Source organism: Comamonas aquatilis (assembly GCF_965139575.1).
Classification (GTDB): domain Bacteria; phylum Pseudomonadota; class Gammaproteobacteria; order Burkholderiales; family Burkholderiaceae_C; genus Comamonas; species Comamonas aquatilis.
Genome location: NZ_CBCSIW010000033.1, coordinates 1 through 23,406, shown reverse-complemented (window position 1 = coordinate 23,406; position 23,406 = coordinate 1). Strand labels below are relative to the sequence as shown.

Below are 23,406 nucleotides of genomic sequence, written 5' to 3'. Positions count from 1 at the left end.
ATGCCTGCTTGCACATCGTCAAGCAGACATCGAAAGGCCTGACGAACGATTAGCTTAGGCGGAGTGGCTGGTGACCAAGACGACGGGACACTTCCACACCACACGCCTTCGCCGCTATGGCTTGTGTGCCGGTCCAACTCGTATCGAAAGAGCGCGAGCGGCCCATCAGCGTGATACCTAACACAATGTTGCCTGAGTAGTCGAAAACCGGCGCAGAGAAAGAGCAAACGCCCGGCGTCGGGTTGTTCATGGAGCGGGACACACCGTGCTTGCGGACCTCGTTAACCAGAGTCTGCAACTCATCGCGGTCTATGGGTGTGGCGATGTCCGGCCCTAATCGCCGCTCGTCCTCGTCCAGTGATTCCTCAATGAGTTTGGCAGGCAGATAAGCGGCGAAGAGTCGACCCGTCGCAGTACCGGCCAGCGACATCACCGTACCCGTGCGGATATTGGTGTGCAAGGGATAAATCGCGTCAAACAAGAACACTACGGTTGGCCCCTGATTTCCCCAGACAGACAAAGCAACGCTGTGGCCAGTCTCCCGGGCCAGTGCTTCGGCGAAGGGCGTGGCCTCACGTACCGGATTCAGCATCCTCAGTGTCACCAAGCCCAGCTGCATTGCCGTCGGACCAAGCCAGTAGTAGCCGGTCGACGCCTCTTGAGTCACCAATCCCAACTTGCCGAAGCTCACCAAGTAAGGATGGGCCTTCCCTGGCGCCATGTCAGCAGCTTTGGCGAGCTCCCTCAGCGGCATCGGCCGTGCGTGCCTGCCAAGCGCGAGCAGAAGCTGGCCACCAGCCTCTATCGATTGAATACCGCGTCGTTCCTTTTCAGAACTGGCGTCTGCGTTTTCGGTCGCAAGTTCGCTCATTGGTACCTCCTAATAATTTGATTCTAACTACTTTCTTAGATTAGGGTAAACCATCTGTTTATAGCAGATGCGTTAGCACAATACTAACGCCATCGGAGCAGCAAATGCTGCCCCCATCTCAAGGAGCGAAGGTCATGAGCAAGCAGGAAACCGAGTACGACGTGCTGGTAGTGGGTACCGGCGCGTCAGGGATGTCGGCAGCAGTCACCGCTGCCTACGAAGGCCTAAAGGTGCTGGTAGTCGACAAGGCGTCTCTCTACGGAGGTACCACCGCCAGGTCTGGCGGATGGCTGTGGATTCCCAATACCAAGCTGGCTAAAGAGCAGGGCATTAGTGAGCCCGTCGGAGCTGCTCGCACTTATCTGGAACACGAGGCAACCACTCACTTTGACCCAGCTCGCGTCGACGCCTTTCTGGCGAATGGTCCGAAAGCCATCGATTTCTTTACAGAGAAGACTTGTGTCCAATTCGACATGCCACCGGTCTTTCCCGACTACCACGCAGAGGCACCTGGCGGTCAGCCCGGTGGCCGCTCCATGGTCACCCGCCCTTTCGATGCCCGGGAACTTGGCGAACGAGTGAACAAGCTGGCTCCACCTGTCCCCGAGCTGACGGTCTTCGGAATGATGCTGGGCTCAGGCAAAGAACTTTGGCACTTCCTGCGTGCGTTTAAGTCGCTTGAGTCCTTCTGGTACGTCACCAAGCGCTTTGGTTTCCATCTTGTCGACGTGGTGCGCCACGGCCGGGGAATGACTCTGACCAACGGAAATGCTCTGGCCGGCCGCTTGGCTAAGGCTGGAATGGACCTAAACGTCTCTGTCTGGCTGGACTCCCCGGTGAACAGCCTTACCGAGGAAAACGGCGTTGTGGTCGGCGCAAATGTCATTCACGAAGGCACTCCAGTCCAGGTCCGCGTGCGCAAGGGTGTCGTGCTGGCTTGCGGAGGCTTCCCCTACGACATCGAACGTCGTAAGCAGCTCTTCCCCCACGCTCCGACCGGCCATGAACATTTCACGCCCTCACCGGCACTGAATACCGGTGACGGTCTGCGCCTTGGCGAATCCGTTGGTGGCTGGGTCGACTCCACCATTCCGAATGCTGCAGCCTGGTGCCCAACGTCAGTGACGAGACGCAAGGATGGTTCCGAAGGAGTTATGCCGCACTTCATTGACCGTGCAAAGCCTGGCGTCATCGCCGTTACCCCACGCGGTCAGCGATTCACCAACGAGGCGCTTTCGTACCACGACTTCATTCAGGACCTCGTCAAAGCATGCGCGGGCCTCAAAGAAGTGTCGTCCTGGCTCATCTGTGACCACAAGCATCTGCGTGAGTACGGATTGGGTGCTGTTGCTCCATTCCCTCTGCCCATCGGCAAGCACTTGAAAAGCGGCTACCTGAAGCGCGGCAGCAGCCTGGAGGACCTCGCCAAGACCATTGGCGTGCCTCAGGCCGCATTGCAGCAAGAAGTCGAGCGATTCAATAAGGACGCACGCAGCGGCAAGGACACCAAGTTCGACAAGGGCAGCACCGCCTACAACCGCTTTCAAGGCGACTCCCTGGTCACGCCGAATCCCTGCATGGCTCCTATCCAGAGCGGTCCGTTCTACGCCATCAAGGTGGTGGTGGGGGAAATTGGCACGTTCGCAGGCCTCGCGACGGACGAGCACTGCCAGGTCTTGAACCAAGACCAACAGGCCATCCCTGGCCTCTATGCAGTGGGCAACGACGCCGCCAGCATCATGGGTGGTAATTACCCGGGCGCAGGTATCACTCTGGGCCCCGCTCTCACCTTCGGTTATGTCGTGGGCCAAACCCTTGCTAAGCGGCCGAACCTTTCGAGCGGCACCGTCAATCAACAGGTCCAGCAGCGTGAGCGTGTCCGCGCCGCCTGATTAGTACAACTGCATCAAGGAGCGAGAAATGGAAATCACCGAACAGATTGCGCCGCAACTTCTGAGCGGACGTCTGGCACTGGTCACAGGCGCAGGCCAGGGCAATGGCAAGGCTATCGCCAAAGGTCTGGCGAAGGCTGGTGCCAAGGTCATCGTCACCGACCTCAACGAAGCCAATGCAAAGTCCGCTGCAGCAGAAATTAACGAAGTCGGCGGAAAGGCCTACGCTTACAAGCTGGACGTGACCTCCCGCGATGAGTGCGATGCGCTTGCCATCGCAACCGCGAATGAAGTCGGCAACATCGACATCCTGGTCAACAACGCCGGCATCATCATCCGCGAAGGGTTGGACAGCCCGAAGGTGACCACCAACCTGCAGCGCACCCTAGACGTCAACGTCATGGGGACCTTTCTGCCATCACATTCCTGGCTAAGCGCGCTGCGCAAAACCAAGGGCGCCATCATCAACGTCGCGTCCATCGCTTCGACCACTGGCATCCCGAATGTCGTCGGCTACTCACCGTCCAAGGGTGCCGTCAAGATGTTGACGCAGGCTCTTGCTGTCGAGCTTGCAAAGGATGGCATTCGCGTGAACGCCATTGCCCCGGGCGTTATCGACACACCCATGACTTCCTACACACGTGAAGCTCCCGAGCGTCTGGAGAAATTCATGATGCGCACGCCAATGGGGCGCGTCGGTCAGCCGGAGGAGCTCATTGGTCCTGTCGTGTTTCTTGCGTCGGGCATGGCGTCATATGTCACGGGAGTGACCCTCGCAATTGACGGCGGCTTCCTAGCTTAACAAGAACAAGGTTTCCCACGCCTGCAACCCCTGACCCAAAGAGTCAATAACATTTCAATTGGAGACTGCAATGAGTATTCCTTCGTTCTTCAAGCGCACCATCCTGACCGCAGGTTTGGTCGCTGCAGCGGCTGCGAGTGCGCAAGTTAAGGTCGGCTACAACGGTGACCTGTCAGCCTCGCCTTCGGCACAAAGCGGCCAGGCTGCGGTCCTTGGCATGGAGGCTGCGATTGCTGACATCAACGCAAACGGCGGTCTACTCGGTAAGAAGGTTGAATTGGTGACGCGCGATGACACCTCAGCTCCGCCCAAGTCGATTCAGAACATGAGCGAACTCATTGACAGCGAGAAGGTCGCTGCGGTGTTCGGTCCAACCAACTCCGGCAACGCGATGGCTTGGAAGCACATCGCCAACCAGAAGAAGGTGCCCGTTATTGGCAACGTGAGTTCGGGCACAGATATCACCAAGTCCATGAGCCCTAGTGCTGACAACTACATGTTCCGCGTCTCCATGGTAGACCGCGAGCAGGTTGCGGCCCTGATGGCCTACGTGAAAAAGAACGTGGCAAAGTCGAAAGTCATCGGCCTGATGGCCGAGACAACCGGCTATGGCCAAGGTGGCCTGAAAGATATGGAAGATATCGCCAAGCTCGGGAATATCAAGATTGCCGCCACCGAAAAGTTCGGTGTAGGAGATACAGACATGACATCGCAGCTGGGCAAGATGAAGTCCGCTGGCGTCGACACGATTGTTGTCTGGGCTCAAGGCACTCCCATCGCCCAACTTGTGCGCAGCATGGAGAAGATTAACTACTTCCCTCTGGTGCTGACTTCATGGGCTGCGGACAACATCACCTTCTATGACGCTGCTGGCAAGACGCTGGCCGAAAAGCCCATCTTTTTGCGCACAGTGAGCGAGGCCCGCACACCTGTGCAGCAGAAGCTGTTTGAGCGCGTGGGCTCCAAGCTGAAGGCCCCTGGCTCCTTTTCCTTCGCGCTGCACGGCTATGACTCGGTACTGCTGTACGCCGCAGCAGTCAAACAAGCCAATAGCTTTGACGGTGGTGCAGTTCGCCTTGCCCTTGAGGACCTGAAGACACCTGTACAGGGTGTGCTGAAAACCTACGATAAACCGTTCAGCAAGACCAACCATGAAGCACTGACCGCAAAGGACTTGGTATGGATTCGCTGGAAGGACGGCAAGCTGCTGCCGTACACCGACTTCATCGTTAGCTCCCTGACGACTGCAGACTTCAAGCAATAACAAAGTAGGCGTATGCCGGGCTGCATGACGCAGCTCCCACGCTCATCACTCGGAGACAAAAATGGTAGAGGCGCTCTTACAAGCGATTCTCAGCGGCTTGGCCGTGGGCGGAGCCTACGCGCTGGTGGCTCTGGGCTTCAGCATAACTTTCACGACAACCAAGACTCTGAACTTCTCGCACGGCGAGTTCGTGTCCGCGGGTGCATTCATTGGCATGAGCGCTCTCTTCCTGGTTCTGGGTCTACCCGTGAGCTCGACGACTTTTGGTTCGGCTTTACCTGGCGCAACCGCTCAGTTGCTGGCGTTGGCCGCCGCGCTGGGCATCATGGGTGTGCTGGGTTGGGTCTTGTACCTAGTGGGTGTTCGTCCATTCGCTGGACGCCCAGGAATGGCATGGGTAATGAGCACGCTCGGCTTCGGCGTCATTCTGCAAAGCATTGGACTAGCCATCTGGGGCCCCAAGCCTGTAGTTGTGCCCGGACCTGTAGGTGATGAAGTCATCCGCTTTATCGGTGTCGGCGTTCGCCCACAGGAACTGCTAATGCTTGGCGTGGCCATCGTCATCATGATTGCTTTTGACTGGGTGATGAATCGCACCATGGTCGGCAAGGCCATGCGCGCAGTGGCAGCGAACGGAAACGTCGCAAGCCTGATGGGCATCAATACCAACGCCGTCATGATTGGCGCCTTCGTTGTTAGCTCGGCGCTGGCCGGCCTGTCCGGCTTCCTACTGGCTCCAATCGCCCAAGCATCCCTATTTATGGGCCTCACGGTAGGTCTCAAAGGCTTCTCGGGCGCAATGATTGGCGGCCTGAGCAACCCGCGTGGCTGCGTCATCGGCGGTTTCGCACTTGGGGTACTCGAATCCATGGTGAATCTGTGGTCGGCGCAATGGCGTGAAGTCGCGGTGTTTGCCCTCGTCATCCTGGTCCTGGCATTCCGGCCAACCGGCCTCTTCGGTAAGCCCCTGGTGGAGAAGGTATGAAGCACGGTCAACATTTCCTCGGCGTGGCGGTTGCCGCTGCGGCCGTTATCGGTGCCACTTCCTTCTTTGGCAACGACTACTACCTGCGCATCATTTTCATGATGTGCGTCTATTACCTCTGTGCTGCCGGCATGAACGTCCTAGTCGGCTTCGCGGGCCAGAAGTCTCTGGGTCAAGCCGGTCTGTTCGCTGCTGGTGCGTACGCGGCGGCTCTGCTGACAACTAAGACCGACATCAATCCCTGGCTCGCCCTTGTGACCGCCGCTGTCATCTCTGGCGTGTGTGGTGTCCTGATTGCATTGCCATCTCTGCGCGTCAAAGGTCCATACCTGGCCATGGTGACTCTGGCATTCGGCATCGTGGTCGAAAAGTTGGTAGGCGAGTGGACAGAAGTGTTTGGTGGCGCCCAAGGTATCTACGGCATCCGTCCCATCACTTGGAATGACCAGCCGCTGACGACGCAACAGTGGGTCTGGTTGGGGGTAGTGCTGTGCGCCATCACCCACCTCCTGCTGCGCAACCTGCTTCATGGGCGCTTCGGTCGAGCTCTGCTTTCACTGCAGGCAGACGAAATCGCATCCTCTTCCGTTGGCGTCCGGGTATACCGAGCCAAGGTCATTGCCTTCGTGGTGGCCGCTGTGACGTGTGGAGTTGCTGGCGCCTTGGTTGCTCAGCAGAACCAGTACATCAACTCTGACTTCATCACTTTCCACCTGTCGATTTTTATCTTGCTGCTGGTTCTATTTGGTGGAGCGGGTTCTATGTTTGGGCCGCTTGTTGGAACCATCATCCTGACCAGCATCGATGCGGCCCTGGCTCGTTGGCCGTCGGCGCAGCATTTTCTTTACGGCTTTCTACTGCTCTTCGCGCTTTACGTTATGCCTAGTGGCGTGACTGGCGTGCTGAATTCGCTTTTCAAGCGCAAGGGAAAGGTCGAACCCGTGAAGACAGCGACCCAGCCCAAAACTACGCGTATCGGCCCCGACGTCAGCGGTGACCTACTCGAGGTCGACGGCGTCACCAAGGCATACGGTGGTGTCAAGCCTGCTCAGAACGTGTCGTTCCGCCTAAAGCGAGGTCACATCCACGCGCTGATTGGCCCCAACGGGGCCGGCAAAAGCACGATGATAAATATGTTGACGGGCGTGGTTAAGCCAACCTCTGGCTCCATCAAGTTCCTCGGCAAGGAAATATCCGACACGCCGGCGCACCAGATTTGCCGAATGGGCATGGGCCGGACATTCCAGAACCTGCGGCTCTTTGCCGACCTTTCGGTCCTAGATAACGTCATGCTAGGTCGCCACACGCGCATGAGCAATGGCTTCTTGTCCTCTCTGGTGGCATTGCCTGGTGCAAGGAAGCAGGAATGCATCACTCGTGACCGCGCGTTGCAGTTGCTTGAACTGGTGGACTTGTCGCATCTGGCGCATCAGCCAGCTGGCAGCCTTCCATATGGCTTACAGCGCCGCGCTGAACTCGCTCGCGCTCTGGCAACGGAGCCGCAGCTCCTGTTGTTAGATGAGCCCGCCGCCGGTCTCAACCCTCAGGAGACCGCCGAACTCGGACAGCTCCTGCTACGCATCGGCAAATGCGGGGTAAGCATCTTGATGGTCGAGCACCACATGGACCTCGTCATGTCGGTATCTGACCACGTCATCGTGCTGGACTATGGCATCAAGATTGCCGAGGGCAAGCCTGCAGAAGTTCAGTGCAACAAGCGTGTTGTCGAGGCTTACCTCGGCGTTGATGAAGAGTCAGAGCCTGTCGAAGCGCTCGTAACTGCGTGAGGACAAGACTATGTTGAAACTCAATTCAGTCAAGGTGTCCTACGGTGCCATTGAGGCAGTCAAAGGAGTAAGCCTAGAGGTACGCAAAAGTGAAGTGGTCACCATCATTGGTGCCAATGGTGCGGGCAAGAGCACCTTGCTCAAAAGCATCGTTGGTCTCGAAGCTGTCAAGGAAGGCCACATCTATATCGACGGGAAGGAATGCACCTACGTCCCGTCGCACAAGCGGGTCGGGCTTGGAGTGGCGATGTCGCCAGAAGGCCGCGGCGTTTTTGCCGACCAGACAGTGCGCGAGAACCTCATGTTGGGCGCGTACTCCCGCAAAGGCGACCCTAGGGCCATTGAAGAGGCCATTGAGCGCGAGTTCAAGCGGTTTCCCCGCCTTCGTGAACGACAGAACCAGCTGTCCGGCACGCTATCCGGAGGCGAGCAGCAAATGCTAGCAATCGCTAGAGCTCTCATGAGCGAGCCGCGCCTGCTCCTTTTGGATGAGCCTTCGCTGGGTCTCGCACCTCTCATCATCAAAGACATCTTTGAAGCCATCCGGCAATTGCGTCATTCGGGATTGACCATCCTGCTCGTAGAGCAGATGGCCAAGCAAGCACTGGGCGTTGCCGACAGGGCGTACGTACTGGAGACGGGGCTCATCACCCTTGAAGGCTCTGGAAAAGAGCTCCTCAACGACCCGAAGGTAAAGGCCGCGTACCTCGGTGCCCATTGACCAATCCTCACCCCGCATATTCACTTAAGGAAGTCCCATGACTCAGACCAAGAAATTCGCCAGCCAAGCTGACCTGGAAGAAAAGCAAGTCACCTTCAGCCAGATTTCGGAGCACGCCTGGGCGTACACCGCTGAGGGCGACCCGAACACTGGCATCATCATTGGCGACGATGCAGTGCTGGTTGCAGATACACAAGCGACACCCGCAATGGCTGCCGACGTCATTCGCCGTATCCGCGAAGTGACAGACAAGCCCATCAAGTACGTGGTGCTCACGCATTACCACGCTGTGCGTGTGCTCGGTGCCAGCGCCTACAAGCCCCAGCAAATCATCTCGAGCCAGGACACCTACGACCTCATCGTCGAGCGCGGCGAGCAGGACAAAGCCAGCGAAATTGGCCGTTTCCCACGTCTGTTCAGCAACGTCGAAACGGTGCCCCCAGGCATGACCTGGCCGACCATGACCTTTACCGGCAAGATGACCCTCTGGCTGGGCAAGTTGGAGGTGCAACTCCTGCAAGTCGGCCGCGGTCATACCAAAGGTGACACCATCGTCTGGCTGCCTCAAGAAAAAGCCCTGCTTTCGGGCGACCTGGTTGAGTTCGGTGCGACCCCGTATGCAGGTGATGCCTACTTCAAGGACTGGCCGCAGACCCTCGATAACTTGGCTGCGTTGAAGCCAAAGGCTCTCGTTCCAGGTCGTGGTGCGGCGTTGACGACACCCGAAGACGTCGAAAAGGGCTTGACGGAAACGCGTGACTTCATCGCCGACGTTTACTCGAACGTCCAACGGGGCGTGGCTGCTGGCAAGGACTTGAACGCCGTCTACAAGGATACCTTCGCAGCCCTGAAGCCCAAGTATGGACATTGGGTCATCTTCGACCATTGCATGCCGTTCGACGTGACGCGCTGCTATGACGAAGCCACGAAGTACGCTGACCCGCGCATCTGGACCGCAGAGCGCGATGTTGAGATGTGGAAGACGCTGGAGGGCTAAGGCCCGGCCACCAGCCTACAGAAAACTCGTTCTTTCGGCCGCGCTGACCTTTGGGTTGGCGCGAATGGGTCGGCTCGTCCCTATATTCGAGGATGTCGCCGGCCCGCAAGACCTGTGCAGGAGTAAAGCATGAATGACAGTCTGAGCTCGGAGAGACGCTACCAAAGTGGCTTCGGCAACGAATATGCCACTGAGGCAGCGCCTGGCGCTCTCCCCCATGGGCGCAACAGCCCGCAAAGGGCACCTTTCGACCTATACCCCGAACTCATTTCTGGAACCGCCTTTACTGCGCCTAGGCATGAGAACCGTCGCACCTGGATGTACCGACGCCAACCATCGGTGGTGGCCGGGAGATATGAGGCATACCGCCAGCCCTTTTGGACAACAGGTGGGGACCGCGAAACGCTCGTAGCGCCGGAGCCAATGCGTTGGCATCCCATTCCCTTTGAGGCCGGTGCCGAACTCGACTTCATTGATGGCATACGAACGCTTGCAGCCAATGGCGATGCCAATGCACAGTCGGGCGTTGGCTCGCTGATTTACTTGGCGACCAAGTCCATGGATAAGCGCGCATTCGTGAACGCCGATGGCGAATTGCTTATCGTTCCCCAGCACGGGCGCCTGGTCATCACGACTGAACTTGGCGTCTTGGACGTCAAGCCTGGAGAAATTGTCGTTCTGCCCCGTGGCATAGCTTTCAAGGTAGCAGTTCCGGATGGCCCTTCCCGTGGCTACGTTTGCGAGAACTACGGTGCCCAGTTTCGCCTTCCCGAACTGGGCCCTATTGGGTCCAATGGCCTCGCGAACGCTCGAGACTTTCTCGCGCCTGTGGCGGCCTTCGAGGAAGAGAACGCTCCCTATGAATTGGTCAAGAAATTCGGCGGCAGTTTCTGGCGTGCACCGACCAAAGGCACACCGTTCAACGTCGTGGCTTGGCACGGGAATTTGGCGCCAGTGAAGTACGACACGGTCAATTTCATGACCATCGGGTCCATCAGCTTCGACCACCCGGACCCTTCCATCTTCACTGTGCTCACGTCGCCCAGTGACACGCCTGGCACGGCCAACTGCGATTTTGTCATCTTCCCGCCGCGATGGTTGGTGATGGAAGACACCTTCCGTCCACCCTGGTACCACCGCAACCTCATGAGCGAATTTATGGGGCTGGTTTATGGCGAGTACGACGCCAAACCGGGCGGCTTCAAGCCAGGTGGCGCGAGCTTGCACAACGCCATGGTTCCACACGGCCCCGACGAAGAAGCCTTCGACAAGGCCAGCCATGTCGACCTGAAACCTCAAAAACTCGAGAACACACTGGCCTTCATGTTCGAGAGCCGCTTCCGGTTTATTCCAACCGCCTTTGCACTTAACTCTGCGTCATTAGACCAGGACTACGCCGACTGCTGGGCTGGCCTCAAAGACCAATTCAAGCCTGACTGAGAGCCAAGAGATATGTACGACATCGACACCACGCACGACCCCAAGCTCAAAAGCTGGGTTGTCTCTGCAAACCAGACTGGCTGTGACTTCCCGCTACAGAACCTTCCTTTCGGGCGCTTCAAGCTCAGAGGAATCGAGAGCGGATGGAAGATTGGCGTTGCCATAGGCGACCAGGTACTGGACTTGCGCGCCGTAGGCCTTATAGATACCGACGACATGAATTGCGTGATGGCAGCTTCGCCAGAGGCGCGGCAATTGCTTCGGCGTAAGCTCTCCGAAGGACTACGCGAAGGCAGTTCACAACATCCGCTATGGACGAGTGCATTAGTACCGCAAGACGAGTGCGAGTACACGGTGCCGTGCCGCGTGGGGGACTACACAGACTTCTACACAAGCGTTCATCACGCGACGACCGTTGGCAAGCAGTTCCGGCCGGACAATCCGCTGTTGCCCAACTACAAATGGATACCCATCGGATATCACGGTCGTGCATCTTCCATTCGCGTGAGCGGTAGCACGTTCAAGCGCCCCCGCGGCCAGACGAAAGCACCTGATGCCCTAATTCCCTCCTTCGGCCCGTCCAAGCGCCTGGACTACGAGCTGGAGCTGGGTTGGTTTGTCGGCGCAGGCAACGAGCAAGGAGAGCCAATCGATATTGGCAATGCGGAGTCGCACCTCTTTGGCGTGACCTTATTCAACGACTGGTCAGCACGCGACATTCAAGGTTGGGAGTACCAACCCCTCGGTCCATTTCTGTCCAAGAACTTTGCCAGCACCGTTTCGCCATGGATGGTGACCATGGAGGCGCTTGCTCCCTTTCGAGCAGCGTTTGAAAGGGCTGCAGAAGACCCACAGCCCCTTCCGTACTTAGAAGACGAGGCTAATCGTGCCAGAGTGGCGTTTTCCATCTCGCTTGAGGTCTTGCTTCAGACAGCCAAGATGCGCGAAGCGAGCGAGGCCCCTGTGCGCCTGTCCGCAACCAATACCAGTCGAGCTGCCTACTGGACACCTGCGCAATTGGTCGCCCATCACACTGTCAACGGCTGCAATCTCCAGCCGGGTGACCTGCTCGGTTCTGGAACGCTGTCCGGCCCAGAGTCGACCGAGGCAGGGTCCCTGATGGAACTCACGGTCAGCGGCAAGAACCCAATCACACTTCCAAACGGCGAGGTGCGTAGCTTCTTGGAGGATGGAGACACCCTCATCCTACGCGGCTGGTGCGAAACCGATGGTGCAACCCGCATTGGCTTGGGCGAGTGCTCTGGGACCGTGGTGGCGCCATGAAACAGCCCCGTCCCGTTCAAGCAGGCAGTAGCCATGGCATCGGACTAGACAGCCGCGATGGCGGGCGGGTTAATGCGCCTTATCAGTTCGATATGCAGGTTCGCCAGCGTCGAACCACTCCTTGTCAGACCCTGCAGTGAATGGGCAAGAGCGCGCCAGGGGAGAAGACATGCATAAGTCGGAAGTTGCAGCCTCCAACGATTGGTCAGACAAACTCTGGCTGGTGGGATGCTGTGCATTTACGAGCATGGCCTCGATGCGAATCTGTGACGCCATGCTCCCAGCCTTTGCCCTGGAGTTCAGCGTCACAGCTGGTCAGGCAGCGAAGACCATTTCCGCATTCGCGCTGGCATACGGGGTCCTGCAGTTGTTCTACGGCTCACTTGGCGACCGATACGGCAAGGTTCGAGTCATCGGACTGGCTACCTTGGCTTGTACTGCGGGCAGCGTATTGGCAGCCACATCATCGAACCTTGAATGGCTGGTTGCGAGTCGTGCCTTGTCAGGCGCAGCAGCTGCCGGAATCGTTCCGCTCACCATGGCCTGGATAGGTGACAGCGTGTCGTACGAAGACCGCCAGGCAGTTCTTGCACAACTGCTCAGCGCAACGGTCCTCGGGATGATTGCCGGCCAGTGGGTAGGGGGCGTCCTAGCTGAGACCGTGGGTTGGCGTTTAGCTTTTTACGGGTTGGCCACCATTTTCTTAGCCTGTGGCGCGTTGCTCATTAGCCGGGTCTTTTCCGAACACGGTGTCAAGCAATGCACGCAAATCAGCCTTCTACATGCCATGCGCTCCGTGGTGGGTTCGCGCTGGCCTAAGGTTGTTCTCTTCGTCACCGCGATTGAGGGGGCACTGGCATTCAGCGCCCTGGCGTTCATCCCAAGCGACCTGCACCATCGCTTCGGTCTTTCCATGCCGGCTGCGGGTGGATTGGTTGCCCTTTACGGCGTCGGAGGCCTGATATATAGCCGGACCGCAAGGCGGATGCTGCGAAGGTGGGGAGAGTCGGGCATAGCGTGCATTGGCGCCACTGGAGCTGCGCTCGCGTTCGGCACGATTGCCGTTGCACCCAGTTGGTACTTCGTACCTCCCGCCTGCCTCGTAGCCGGCTTCGGGTTCTATGCGTTACACAACACATTGCAAACAAACGCGACGCAGATGGCGCCGTGGGCGAGAGGAACCGCGGTGTCATTGTTTGCTTGCAGCCTCTTCCTCGGCCAGTCAGTTGGAATTCTTGGCGCCGCTTGGCTGGTAGACCGCTACGCCTCACCAGCCGTTTTCTTGGTTTCATCCATTGGGCTTCTGGTGCTTGGTTTGTCGTTTGCGGTTCTTGTCAAACGGCGAGGTCATCCATGAGTGTTGAGGCTTCGAATACCGGCTGGTACCAGGCCGTGGCGGTCCAGGTGCCCCTTGTAAATGGCACGAGGCAGCAGCCAGCCCGTTCTTCATCAAATTCCTAAACTTTTCTGAGTCACATCATGACCACTACAGACCCGATGCTCTTCCAACCCTTGAAGCTTCGAGAGCTGGTGTTGAAGAACCGCATCGTCATTTCACCCATGTGCCAGCATGCCGCTGACGCTGGATGCGCGACGCCTTGGCACATGGTGCATATCGGAAAATTCGCTCTTGGCGGTGCTGGTCTCATCTTGACCGAAAGTACGGCTGTTGACCCGCGCGGCCGTATCGGTACCGCCGACCTTGGCCTATGGGATGACCGCCAAATCGAACCACTAAAAGCCGTGGTCGACTTTGTTCATTCCAACGATGGTGCCATAGGCGTCCAGCTTGCTCATGCCGGCCGCAAGTCAGGAAGCCAGCCCCTGTGGGAAGGCGGCGCAGCCTTGGGCGATGAAGAAATGAGAGCTGATGCAGAGCCTTGGCAGCGGCTAGGCCCTAGCGCGCTTGCAGCGGGGCCCGGCTGGACAGCGCCTCGTGCAATGGATGCGCAAGATATTGAAGACGTTATCCAGCGCTTTGTTGATGCGACCGTGCGTGCAGACAAGGTGGGCTTCGATGCCGTGGAACTGCATTTCGGTCATGGCTACTTAGTTGCGAGTTTCCTTTCACCGAACTCGAATCATCGGGACGATGAATGGGGCGGCAGCTTGGCCGGTCGTATGAGGCTGGCGTTGGAAGTCGCCTCTCGAGTCCGCGATGCTTGGCCAGCGAACAAGCCCCTGTTTTGCCGGCTGTCAGCTGTCGATGGCAGCGTCGACGGATGGAGTTTGGACGACTCGGTTGTTCTCGCTCGCGAACTGGCGCATTTAGGCGTGGACGTCATCGATTGCTCGTCCGGTGGCCTCACAGAGGAGACGCGCGCGCTTCCCGTTCCTCGTGGCCTGGGTTTCCAAGTGCCGTTCTCGGAGCGCATCCGTCATGAGGCCAATGTTCGTACTCAGGCTGTCGGAATGATTGTGGATGCTAGCCAGGCTGAAGCGGTGCTTCAGGAGGGCAAGGCCGACCTTGTAGCCCTAGGCCGAGAGGCCTTGTTTGACCCCTACTGGGCCCACCACGCTGCGACAGCGCTCGGCGTAGACCCGAAGTACCAACGCTGGCCCGTCCGTCATGGCGTGTGGCTGGCCAAGCGTGCGCCCGGCTTAGCGCGAGCTCGTGAACAAGCTACTGAGAAGCAGACTTCATCTTCAAATTAAATGAAATAAAAAGAAGGAAAGGGACACATTTATGACCGTACGAATGGGCTTGATTCGCAAAAGGGCCGACTGGACATTCGAGGAGTTCAGTACTTATTGGCGTGAACAGCACGGAGCACTCGCACGACAGGCGCCGAACCTCCGCGAGTACTGGCAAAACCCGGTGGTCGACCGCCTTCAGCGAGGTATTGAGTTCGCGCGGGGCCCTTGGGAGCTTGATGGCTTTTCGCAACTTTCGTTCGACGATGCCAAGCAGTCTGACCATGCATTTAATGACAGTGGGATGGCTGCCGAGCTCATCAAGGATGAGCGTCATTTCATTGGAGAACTGCACATCGTAACAGCCGAACAATCGGTTGTCATTCCGGTGCCTGCCACGGAGGAGCGCTCCAGACTATTGAAACGAATGTCCATTATCAAACGGCTGCCCAACATGAGCGAATCGGACTTCCGGCGCGAATGGAAGGTCCACGGTGATTTCGTACGCAAGATGTCCGGAGTCAGCGCCTACCGCCAGAACGTCATCGTTACTCGAGAGCTTTCGAAGGGCAAGCCAAACAGCTATGAAGAGTTTCCTATCGACGGGATTGTCGAGCTGTGGTTCAAGGACGTCCCGACGCTTGAAGCCACTTTCAACTCGCCGCAAGGCAAGGAAACGATGGCTCACGCCAAGACATTTCTCTCAGAAATCACCGCCTTCGTGGTTGAAGAGCGGCAAATTCTGTAGCACTGACGAGGTCGCCAAATGATGAAGAGAATGACCCTTCTGGCCAAGAAAGATGGGATGGCCATCAGTGACTTCAGGGCATATTGGGCTGGTCCACATGCGAAGCTCGCGCTGGGGATGGATGGCATCTCCAAATATACCCACAACCGTGTCGAGAAGGTGATTTGGGCGAGCGGTTGTGCGCCTGCCTTCAATGTCGACGGTATCGTGGAGCTCTTCTTTGCTGATGCTGAGGCAATGCGTCTTGCGCAGGTTTCTACTGTCGGCAAGAAGTTCATTCCTGCGGATGAGCCACTCTTCCTTAAGGGATGGACCCTTTGCGTTGTAGACGTCCAGGGAGAAGAACCTGATGGCGAATTCGTGAAGGTGCTCATTCCCTTTCACGGACAAGCCGAAGTCCGAAGCACGCTATGGTCCGAGTTGGCGCGCGTTGCAGACACCACTGGAACTAGAGTCGCCCTCAACTGGACGGCTTCGACTGCGAAGCGGGAGCGACTTTGGTCGGAGCCGTCGCCGCCCAGTGGCTTCGTCACTGCCTGGTTTGAGAACGTTGCCAAGGCGCATGAGGCGTTCGAGCCGGAGTCTGAGCTGCGCAGTGTCATCGAGAGGCGTACAACTGACGGCGTCGCCTATCTCATCGACCAGTTGCGAATCAAATAACGCTCTCAGAGGGGCCTGTGCCACTGGTTCGCAGAAAGGTGAGGAATTCCCAAAATGCGTGGCAGTTGAAAATCACAGAAGCCGGGAAATAGTTCAGCACCTTCCTGTACTCCAGCATGTCCTTACACCTGTCTGTCTGGCGCGTGAATGCGAAAACAGGCTCGTCGTTGTCCGAACGAGCGGTTCAGCACTACTTTGGTGCAGCGAACACACGAGTAGCGTCGGTTCACGCAGCCAAGGACGGACTCTCAGTACCGGAGGCTACCCACATCCCGCAGCGCAATGGAATCCGTGCCGATTTTCGCCTGCTTCGGTCGCATCCCTGCCATCCACAACTTGAATGCTCACGGTAACGTGCTGATTCCCGTGATTTACTAACATCTTGGAGTCAATGTCAGGCCTCATGATGTGCACGTGATGGTTAGTCCTTTTGCTGTTAGCCTTCCATAGTCGGCAGGGTCTTTGCCATGCCAGTCCCGGCCATCGTGCCCAATTTGAAAAGTGAATTCACTATGACTAGCCCGCTGTACAACGCTTCCGTTCCCGTCATGCTGCAGATGTTGCGCGCCTTGTCTGATGTGCTCAAGAAGGCTGAAGACCACGCGACGCAAAAAAGTATCGACCCCAATGCGCTGCTGCAGGCGCGACTCTTTCCCGACATGTTTCCACTCATACGTCAGGTACAGATCGCCTCAGACTTCTCCAAGGGCATTGCCTCTCGTCTGGCTGGTGCCGAGGTGCCATCCTGGCCCGACACCGAGGTCAGCTTCGCCGACCTGCAAGCATTGCTCGCCAAGGCTCTGGCCCATCTTGAATCCTTCAAGGCTGAGCAATTTGATCTCAGCGAGAGCCGCGAGATCGTACTGCGCCCCGGCACGCCTAAGGAAAAGAAGCTGACCGCCAGTGCATATCTTCTGCACTATGGTCTGCCGCAGTTCTTCTTCCACGTAACCACCGCTTATGCCATCTTGCGCCACAACGGTATTGAGATTGGTAAGCGCGACTATATGGGTGCTTATTGATACGAGAGGCGCCACTCTCGGCCACTGCCAATCGATGGAGCCACCGTTGCTATGCAATTCCAGCCAACGGTGGATGGAGGCACTATCTCTTGATATTCCTCCAGCAGTGACCTACTAGCCTCCGAGGTCAGTCTTGTGTGGAAATCAACACAACTCACTTCAGAGTCAGTACCTCTATCTGCTCGATAGTCGGCATGGTCGCCATAACGTCATCAGTAAGTTTCAGACGCACCGCCTGGGTCGCAGCCGGATTGCCACTGCTGCTGGTCACCAATGCCTCGTACGCGCTGCTCGCCTCGGGGGCGGTGGTGTGGACGAATACCTGGTGCACACCGCCTCCCAACGCGGCTCGCAACTTCCCGTCTGACACGGTGATACCAGCGAGTGTGGCGTACACCAGCGCCAATACGCGGTTCGTCGACCAAGATGTTTCGTAGTCGAGTTTCGTATTGGGAAGGATCGGAGTCTTGTCGAGCGTAATGAATCTTGCGCCACCTGGGGTGAATTCAATCCGTGTCTGGTAGCTGATGATCGATCCGTGTACACCCGATTCGACCGTTGCTTGGTAGGCCACAACCATGTTCAGCAAGCCTTCACCGCTGTCATCGTTGGCGGTTGAATATGTGGAATGCACGATGTGGTGTGAACTGATCTTATCGGGCACGGCAGCAAACCAGGCCTTGAGGCTTTCGTGGTCGCGCGCGAACAGGTGGCTTCCCCGACTACCGGAGAGTCGCACGTGCGGATGGAACAACTTCAGATGTGTGTCGAGATCGCCTCCTGGCGCTTCCAAAAAGGCGAACCAGCGGTGCGCGAGGTGCAGTGCGACATGATACTGGTTGAGCATCGGTGTCTTTGCGTTGATGAGTGCCTGGCTCATGCGCATGCTTCCTCTGTTGTTGGCTTGGCGGCGGAGCCTTTCGCCGACGCTGAGTTCGTTGCTGAGACCACTGCTTCGGTGATGGCGTCGATGGCGTTCAGTCGTGCAGATTCTCCCGGCATCATGAGATTGATCATGATTTCGTCAGTGCCATAGGCACTAGCGAGATCATGCAGTTGCGCCACGACCTCGGAGGCGGTGCCAGAGATCAGCCGGCCATGGTTGCGCTCGCGCATCGCCCGTTCTGCGGGTGTCCATTGGTGGGCGCGCGTAGTCGCAAGCGAAGGGACCCGATTGAACGGTTTCGCGCTCTCAGCATACATGAGCCAAAGGTGAAAGGCATCGGTGAATTCTCTGGCTTCAGCCTCGGTTTCACCGACTGCCACGAAGATCGAAACGATCACCGACGGTTTGGCTGAAAAATCTGTGGGCTCGAAAGCGGCGCGGTACGCATTGGCGGCTTGCGGACCATCACTGCCTGGGTTGATGAAGTGTGCAAAGGTGAAGCCAAGACCTTCCTTGGCAGCGAACTCTGCGGTTGATCCGGATGCACCAAGCACAAAGGCTTGTGGGCTATCGGGCGTTTCTGGTTGAGCGCGCATGCCGGCATAGCGCGAATCGAGTGCATGCTTTCCCGTCAAGAAGCCCAGCAGGTCCGTCACCTTCTGCGGATAGGGAATCGACCTTCCTTTTTCATCATTCAGCGCCGCGCCGGTGCGCTGATCGGCACCGGGGGCGCGGCCAAAGCCCACATCGACCCGGTTCGGGAACATGGCTTCGAGCAATTGGAAGTTTTCGGCAATTTTCAGACTGCTGTAATTGGGCAACAGCACAGCGCCGGATCCTACGCGGATGGTCTGGGTTGCCGCAGCGATGCGCGCCATGAGTATTTCGGGCGAATTGCTTGCAGTGGCCGGCATTCCGTGGTGTTCGGAAACCCAGTAGCGGCTGAAACCCCTGCTTTCCGCGTGTTGTGCCAGTCGCACTGTTGCAGCCAGCGCATCGCTGGCAAGACATCCTTCATCAACAGGCGCGTAATCGAGAATGCTGAGTTTTATGGGATTGGACATGGCTTACGCCTCCTTGTTCTGGTCAGCAGGTCGCTCGCTGGTGTCATTGCGCTGTGGCCACACAACTTCCAGGCGGGTGCGTGTGATGCGCCATTGGCCATTGATGCGCCGGTACTCGTCGGCATAGAGGCCGAGAAGCAGCAAGGGATTGGGGTCCGGCTTGGATGCTGTCTCGAAATCGATCAAGTAGCAGCGGCCTTCGGCAGTGTCCGGCCCGGTCAGCTTGATCCAGTGGTTGACGATCGCATGCAGGAAGGGGTAGCTGCTGTGGTGATCGCGGTCGAACAGCTTGAAGGCATCATTCAAACCAGTCCGTATGGCGGCGATGCCTTCCATCTTGCCGACAGTAACCTCCACTACCGCATCTGCCGAGAAGACCTGATCCAGTGCAGCGATGTTGTTGCTGTCGAGGTGGTGTGCGTAGAGGGTTCTAAGATTCCGAATTTCTTCGCGATCGAGAAGCCCTTTGATTGTGTTATCCATTGAAATTGCTCCTTAAAGCTACTGCTGATCAGGCGTGGGTGACGCCTATGTCGAACGTCGGGACCTCTGCGTCGGTGAACCAGCCAGGGCGGTAGTCAAACCAGCAAATGCGCCATTGGCCATCGCCTTCGTGCCGCACCCGGAGCTGGTAGTGGGCACCGTAGAGCGTGCGCCCGGTTTCATCAATTGGACGCTCTGGGACAACGCGTGCCGCGATCATTCGAGCGTGGCGGTCATCGGCTTCAAGCTCTACCCGCAACACGTCGGCAAAATGCTGCATCCACGGCCAATGCCGGCGGAAGCTCTTTTGCTGGCCGATGATGGCGTGGCGGCCTTGCAGTTGGCCCATCGGAGTGAACCCTCCGGCCGCGTCATCGGTGTAGCTGTCGCTGAGCAGTGTGATATCGCCTTGGTCGATGCCCCATGAATATTTGCTGTAGAGCTGCCTTACAGCGTCTTGCGCGTTGGGGGGCGGCAGCGCATCGCCGATCAAGGCCCACGGCGAATCCAGTTCACTGACGATCACCGGTGGTTCGTCGCCCAACTGCCAGCCCGCGTCGCTCGGCGGCTTGCACCAATGCGCCGCCAAGGACGGATCGCCTTTGCACCAATTCACCTGAATGCGGGCATCGAATAGTGACCAGTGACTTTCCGGGTCATGAGACTGAAACCGGAGAACCACACTGGCGCCGAACAGAAATTGTTGCGGCCCACTGCCGAACAGGCCGATGACATAGGCGCTGGATGCAGCTTGTCCGCTCTTGCTGACGAGGACGGCGTGGTTGCTGGTGCGCATCCATGTCAGGGCAGCGGAATCGGCCGCCAGCAGACACCTCCATTCGGTCGCGCCCCGGCCTTCTCCATGCTGGCTGCTAGTCAGGATGGCATCCTCAACCAGGTTCGGTGTCAGATCCTGCCACTGCCCGCGTGACCAGGCGGCGAAAAATTGCTCTCGCAAGGCTGCCAGAACTAGGCGGGAGTCTGTACCTATCAGCATTGCAGCCCCAATGCCGTCGCGGGGTTCGCTGGATCGGCATAACGTGGGTAGTCGGTGTAACCGCGCGCGCCGTGCAGGCCGTAGAAAGTATCGCGCTGGGCTTGTGCCAGTGGCCACCCATTCGCGATGCGCTCCACCAGATCCGGATTGGCGATAAAGGGGGTACCAAAACCGATCAGATCCGCTTTGCCAGCCTTTAAAGCCGCTTCTGCACTGGTTTTGTCGAAGCCACCGGCGACGATCAACGTGCCGGGGTAGGCCTTGCGGAAATCTTCGAAGAAAGCGGTCTCACAATCGGCGCCGATGGTTCGCTGATCGCTCAAGTGGACGTAGGCTAGGTCGCGCCTACCCAGTTCGGCAGCGAGTGCAAGCCAGGTCTGTTTCTCGTCGTCGAATGGATGCATGTCGTACAGGCGTCCGAATGGAGAAATGCGCAAGCCGACATGTCGCGAACCAATCGCCACGCTCAGCCCGTCAAAGGTTTCAAGCAGCAGACGCAGGCGGTTGTCGATGTTGCCGCCGTAGCGGTCCTGGCGCGTGTTCAATTCACCGTTGATGAACTGCTCGAACAGATAGCCATTGGCGCCGTGTATCTCCACGCCGTCAAATCCCGCCTGCATGGCACGTCGGCCCGCGGCGACAAAGTCATCCACAATCGCAACCACTTCGTCAGTGCTCAGTGCACGCGGCTCGCTTGTCGGAACATGGCCCGGCACCCCAGGTGCGGCCCAGGCATAGGCGCTCACATCTCGGGGGCTGCGCGCCACCGAAGACACGGGTGCTTTGCCGCCCGGCTGCAGCGACACATAGGAGTTGCGGCCCACATGCCACAGCTGGGCAAAGATGCGCCCGCCTTCAGCATGAACCGCGTCGGTAACACGCCTCCAAGCAACAACTTGTTCGTCGGTGTACAGGCCCGGCGTAAACAGGTATCCAGTGCCCTCTTGCGAGACGGCAATGCCTTCACTAATGATCAAGCCAGCCGAAGCGCGCTGGCTGTAGTAGAGCTCTGTCAGCACGTCGGGCACGCCATTTGCACTGCGTGAGCGGGTCATAGGCGCCATCACAAAGCGGTTCGGCAGACTCAAGCCTGCTAGGTCATACGGGGTGAAAAGCGGGTTCATGGTTGTCCTTTTGAGATACGTGGCGGCGGGGGTGATGCCGGCTGGAGCTTGGCCTGCTGAGCATTTATGACGGCTCCTGAACATTCCAGTCCATACTTTATTCCTCTTGAAAATAAAGATAATCTTTGTTTAATTCCAATCATTTAAGAATGAGAGTCAAAAATGGAAGGCCTTGTTGATCGTTTCGCTGGCATCGATGCGTTTGTTGCCACAGCCAAGGCTGGCGGCTTTACTGCGGCGTCCGAGGTGCTGGGCCTGACTCCTTCTGGGGTGGCCAAAAGCGTGACCCGACTGGAAGCGCGAGTGGGGCTAAAGCTTCTGCACCGCACTACGCGGCGCATCACCCTGACCACTGAAGGCGAGGCTTATCTAGCCGCCTGTACACGGGCCATCGACGAGTTGGATGCAGCGGAAGCGGGCCTCACTCCCAAAGATAGGGCACCCCAAGGACGCATTCATGTGGGGCTTCCTGGAGCCTTTGGGCGCAGGCATGTTTTGCCGGGATTGCTGGCGATGGCTAATCAGTTCGACAAGCTTGACCTGACCGTGTCTTTTACTGAACGTACCGTCGACTTGGTGCAAGAGGGCTACGACCTCTCGGTGCGCATTGGAGAGCTGAGCGATGACAGCGATCTGGTAGCCAAGCGGCTTGGCACGCAGCGCTTGGTGATTTGCGCCGCTCCAGCCTATATAGAAAGGCACGGCCTCATCCGTAAGCCAGAGGAGCTGTTCCAGCGAGACTGCATCATTGGTTCGCGCCGTAAACAGAAGCAGACATGGCTTTTACGCACCCCGGAGGGCCGCGTGGCACATCAGGAAATTCACGCTCGCCACGAATTCAGCGACGGCGAAGCCATGCTGACTGCTGGACTTGCGGGTTGTGGCGTGATGCAAATGCCAACCTGGCTGGTCGGCGAGGATCTCAATCGAGGTACTCTCGTTCCGCTACTGGAAGACTTCGCAGGCGGCGAAATGCCGATCCATGTAGTCTGGCCAAAGTCACACTACCTGCAGCCCAAGGTGCGCGCCGTTATCAACATGCTTGAGGCGCAGGCGGCCAAAGAGGGCTCCGGCTTCAAGCCATAGACGGATTTTCCAAGGCTACATATCTTGTTCGCTGAAGGCGAAGCCACTGGACGAAAGAACTATCAATGTGCTGATCCGCTACCAGCGGCGGAATTGACCTTCATCGAGCGTTGTACGATTACTTTCCTGCAACGGGATCCGGCGTATGAAGCGAGTAGCCGCAGAGAGCTCAGAGCACGAGTTCGCAAGCGTAGACAGTGGACATTCAAGATTGAAGTCTCACTGCGGCATGTTCCTGACATCGCCTGTCCGCCTGAAACAAGCCGAAAGGCATGCGGGGACCGCCGGCTCTCCAATGACCAATAATGCGCGCAGACCGTGAGGTTACGGTGTAGACATAGTCACTGTACAGCAGTCATTTGTTGAAGTTGGGCGGATCGACAAGAGCCTGTCGGGGGACGCAGAAGCGGTCCTTCGAGCCGGTACGCAGCGAACCGCGCAATCGAGCAGCCGGTCCCAAGGGTGAAGCGGTCGTTCAGGACAGGCAGCCCTCAACGGCTGGTGTTGGTCGTTGCTGTCGCTCAAGCACTGGACCAGGAATGACTCAGATCAGCCTCTAACAGACTCTCCGCTTTTTGGTAACGAATGACAAATCACCTCAATCCTTTGAAGATGAGACCGGTTTGGGCTGATACTGAGGTCAGGTAAATTGGCAAAAG

21 protein-coding genes are annotated in these 23,406 nt (G+C 57.7%); 15 read left to right on the top strand and 6 right to left on the bottom strand.

Annotated elements, in window-relative coordinates:
- Window positions 1-49: 49 nt before the first annotated feature.
- The gene (locus ACNAZA_RS21755) at window positions 50-871 is read right to left on the bottom strand and encodes an IclR family transcriptional regulator (protein WP_415798583.1); all 822 of its coding nucleotides are present in this window, start codon (window positions 869-871) and stop codon (window positions 50-52) included.
- Between the two features lie 134 nt (window positions 872-1,005).
- Here ACNAZA_RS21755 and ACNAZA_RS21750 point away from each other — a divergent pair, with 134 nt between their 5' ends.
- The 14 genes from ACNAZA_RS21750 to ACNAZA_RS21685 all read left to right on the top strand — a co-directional run bounded on the left by ACNAZA_RS21750 (window position 1,006) and on the right by ACNAZA_RS21685 (window position 17,107).
- Complete coding sequence (locus ACNAZA_RS21750) at window positions 1,006-2,763, top strand: FAD-dependent oxidoreductase (RefSeq protein WP_415798582.1); 1,758 nt, start codon at window positions 1,006-1,008, stop codon at window positions 2,761-2,763.
- Window positions 2,764-2,791: 28 nt separating this feature from the next.
- Entirely contained in the window at window positions 2,792-3,565 is a 774-nt protein-coding gene (locus ACNAZA_RS21745; protein ID WP_415798581.1) for an SDR family NAD(P)-dependent oxidoreductase, read from the top strand.
- A gap of 70 nt (window positions 3,566-3,635) precedes the next feature.
- Window positions 3,636-4,829, top strand: a complete 1,194-nt coding sequence (locus tag ACNAZA_RS21740; protein WP_415798580.1) for an ABC transporter substrate-binding protein — start codon at window positions 3,636-3,638, stop codon at window positions 4,827-4,829.
- 61 nt (window positions 4,830-4,890) lie between these two features.
- Complete coding sequence (locus ACNAZA_RS21735) at window positions 4,891-5,814, top strand: branched-chain amino acid ABC transporter permease (protein ID WP_415798579.1); 924 nt, start codon at window positions 4,891-4,893, stop codon at window positions 5,812-5,814.
- Window positions 5,811-7,601: a branched-chain amino acid ABC transporter ATP-binding protein/permease gene (locus ACNAZA_RS21730; RefSeq protein WP_415798577.1), complete on the top strand. Its 1,791-nt coding sequence runs from the start codon at window positions 5,811-5,813 to the stop codon at window positions 7,599-7,601. Before ACNAZA_RS21735 ends, ACNAZA_RS21730 begins: the two co-directional genes overlap by 4 nt.
- Before the next feature lie 10 nt (window positions 7,602-7,611).
- Entirely contained in the window at window positions 7,612-8,322 is a 711-nt protein-coding gene (locus tag ACNAZA_RS21725) for an ABC transporter ATP-binding protein (protein ID WP_415798576.1), read from the top strand.
- A gap of 37 nt (window positions 8,323-8,359) precedes the next feature.
- Window positions 8,360-9,319: an MBL fold metallo-hydrolase gene (locus tag ACNAZA_RS21720; RefSeq protein ID WP_415798575.1), complete on the top strand. Its 960-nt coding sequence runs from the start codon at window positions 8,360-8,362 to the stop codon at window positions 9,317-9,319.
- Window positions 9,320-9,448: 129 nt separating this feature from the next.
- Entirely contained in the window at window positions 9,449-10,759 is a 1,311-nt protein-coding gene (hmgA, locus tag ACNAZA_RS21715) for a homogentisate 1,2-dioxygenase (RefSeq protein WP_415798574.1), read from the top strand.
- A 12-nt stretch (window positions 10,760-10,771) separates the two neighbouring features.
- Window positions 10,772-12,043 (top strand): fumarylacetoacetase, encoded by a 1,272-nt coding sequence (gene fahA, locus ACNAZA_RS21710; protein ID WP_415798573.1) that lies wholly within the window; start codon window positions 10,772-10,774, stop codon window positions 12,041-12,043.
- Window positions 12,044-12,212: 169 nt separating this feature from the next.
- Window positions 12,213-13,400, top strand: coding sequence for an MFS transporter (locus ACNAZA_RS21705; protein ID WP_415798572.1), 1,188 nt, complete (start codon window positions 12,213-12,215; stop codon window positions 13,398-13,400).
- 122 nt (window positions 13,401-13,522) lie between these two features.
- Window positions 13,523-14,698, top strand: coding sequence for an NADH:flavin oxidoreductase/NADH oxidase (locus ACNAZA_RS21700; RefSeq protein ID WP_415798571.1), 1,176 nt, complete (start codon window positions 13,523-13,525; stop codon window positions 14,696-14,698).
- A 31-nt stretch (window positions 14,699-14,729) separates the two neighbouring features.
- Window positions 14,730-15,425 (top strand): EthD domain-containing protein, encoded by a 696-nt coding sequence (locus ACNAZA_RS21695; protein ID WP_415798570.1) that lies wholly within the window; start codon window positions 14,730-14,732, stop codon window positions 15,423-15,425.
- A 30-nt stretch (window positions 15,426-15,455) separates the two neighbouring features.
- Window positions 15,456-16,085, top strand: coding sequence for an EthD domain-containing protein (locus ACNAZA_RS21690; RefSeq protein ID WP_415798569.1), 630 nt, complete (start codon window positions 15,456-15,458; stop codon window positions 16,083-16,085).
- 512 nt (window positions 16,086-16,597) lie between these two features.
- Entirely contained in the window at window positions 16,598-17,107 is a 510-nt protein-coding gene (locus tag ACNAZA_RS21685; RefSeq protein WP_415798584.1) for a DUF1993 domain-containing protein, read from the top strand.
- Between the two features lie 154 nt (window positions 17,108-17,261).
- Here ACNAZA_RS21685 and ACNAZA_RS21680 read toward each other — a convergent pair whose 3' ends face one another.
- From ACNAZA_RS21680 to ACNAZA_RS21660, 5 genes are read right to left on the bottom strand one after another with little or no spacing between them, the layout of a single operon-like run.
- A complete protein-coding gene (locus tag ACNAZA_RS21680; RefSeq protein WP_415798568.1) occupies window positions 17,262-17,987 on the bottom strand; it encodes a hypothetical protein in 726 nt (241 codons plus the stop codon).
- On the bottom strand, window positions 17,984-19,057 hold the full coding sequence (locus ACNAZA_RS21675; protein ID WP_415798567.1) for an LLM class flavin-dependent oxidoreductase: 1,074 nt from the start codon (window positions 19,055-19,057) through the stop codon (window positions 17,984-17,986). Before ACNAZA_RS21675 ends, ACNAZA_RS21680 begins: the two co-directional genes overlap by 4 nt.
- Before the next feature lie 3 nt (window positions 19,058-19,060).
- Window positions 19,061-19,540, bottom strand: coding sequence for a nuclear transport factor 2 family protein (locus ACNAZA_RS21670; RefSeq protein WP_415798566.1), 480 nt, complete (start codon window positions 19,538-19,540; stop codon window positions 19,061-19,063).
- A 28-nt stretch (window positions 19,541-19,568) separates the two neighbouring features.
- Window positions 19,569-20,537, bottom strand: coding sequence for a nuclear transport factor 2 family protein (locus tag ACNAZA_RS21665; RefSeq protein WP_415798565.1), 969 nt, complete (start codon window positions 20,535-20,537; stop codon window positions 19,569-19,571).
- Window positions 20,531-21,661: an alkene reductase gene (locus ACNAZA_RS21660; protein ID WP_415798564.1), complete on the bottom strand. Its 1,131-nt coding sequence runs from the start codon at window positions 21,659-21,661 to the stop codon at window positions 20,531-20,533. The genes ACNAZA_RS21665 and ACNAZA_RS21660 overlap by 7 nt, the downstream gene beginning before the upstream one ends.
- Before the next feature lie 162 nt (window positions 21,662-21,823).
- Between ACNAZA_RS21660 and ACNAZA_RS21655 the strand changes: the two genes are divergently transcribed.
- Window positions 21,824-22,747, top strand: a complete 924-nt coding sequence (locus ACNAZA_RS21655) for a LysR family transcriptional regulator (protein ID WP_415798563.1) — start codon at window positions 21,824-21,826, stop codon at window positions 22,745-22,747.
- Window positions 22,748-23,406 lie beyond the last annotated feature (659 nt).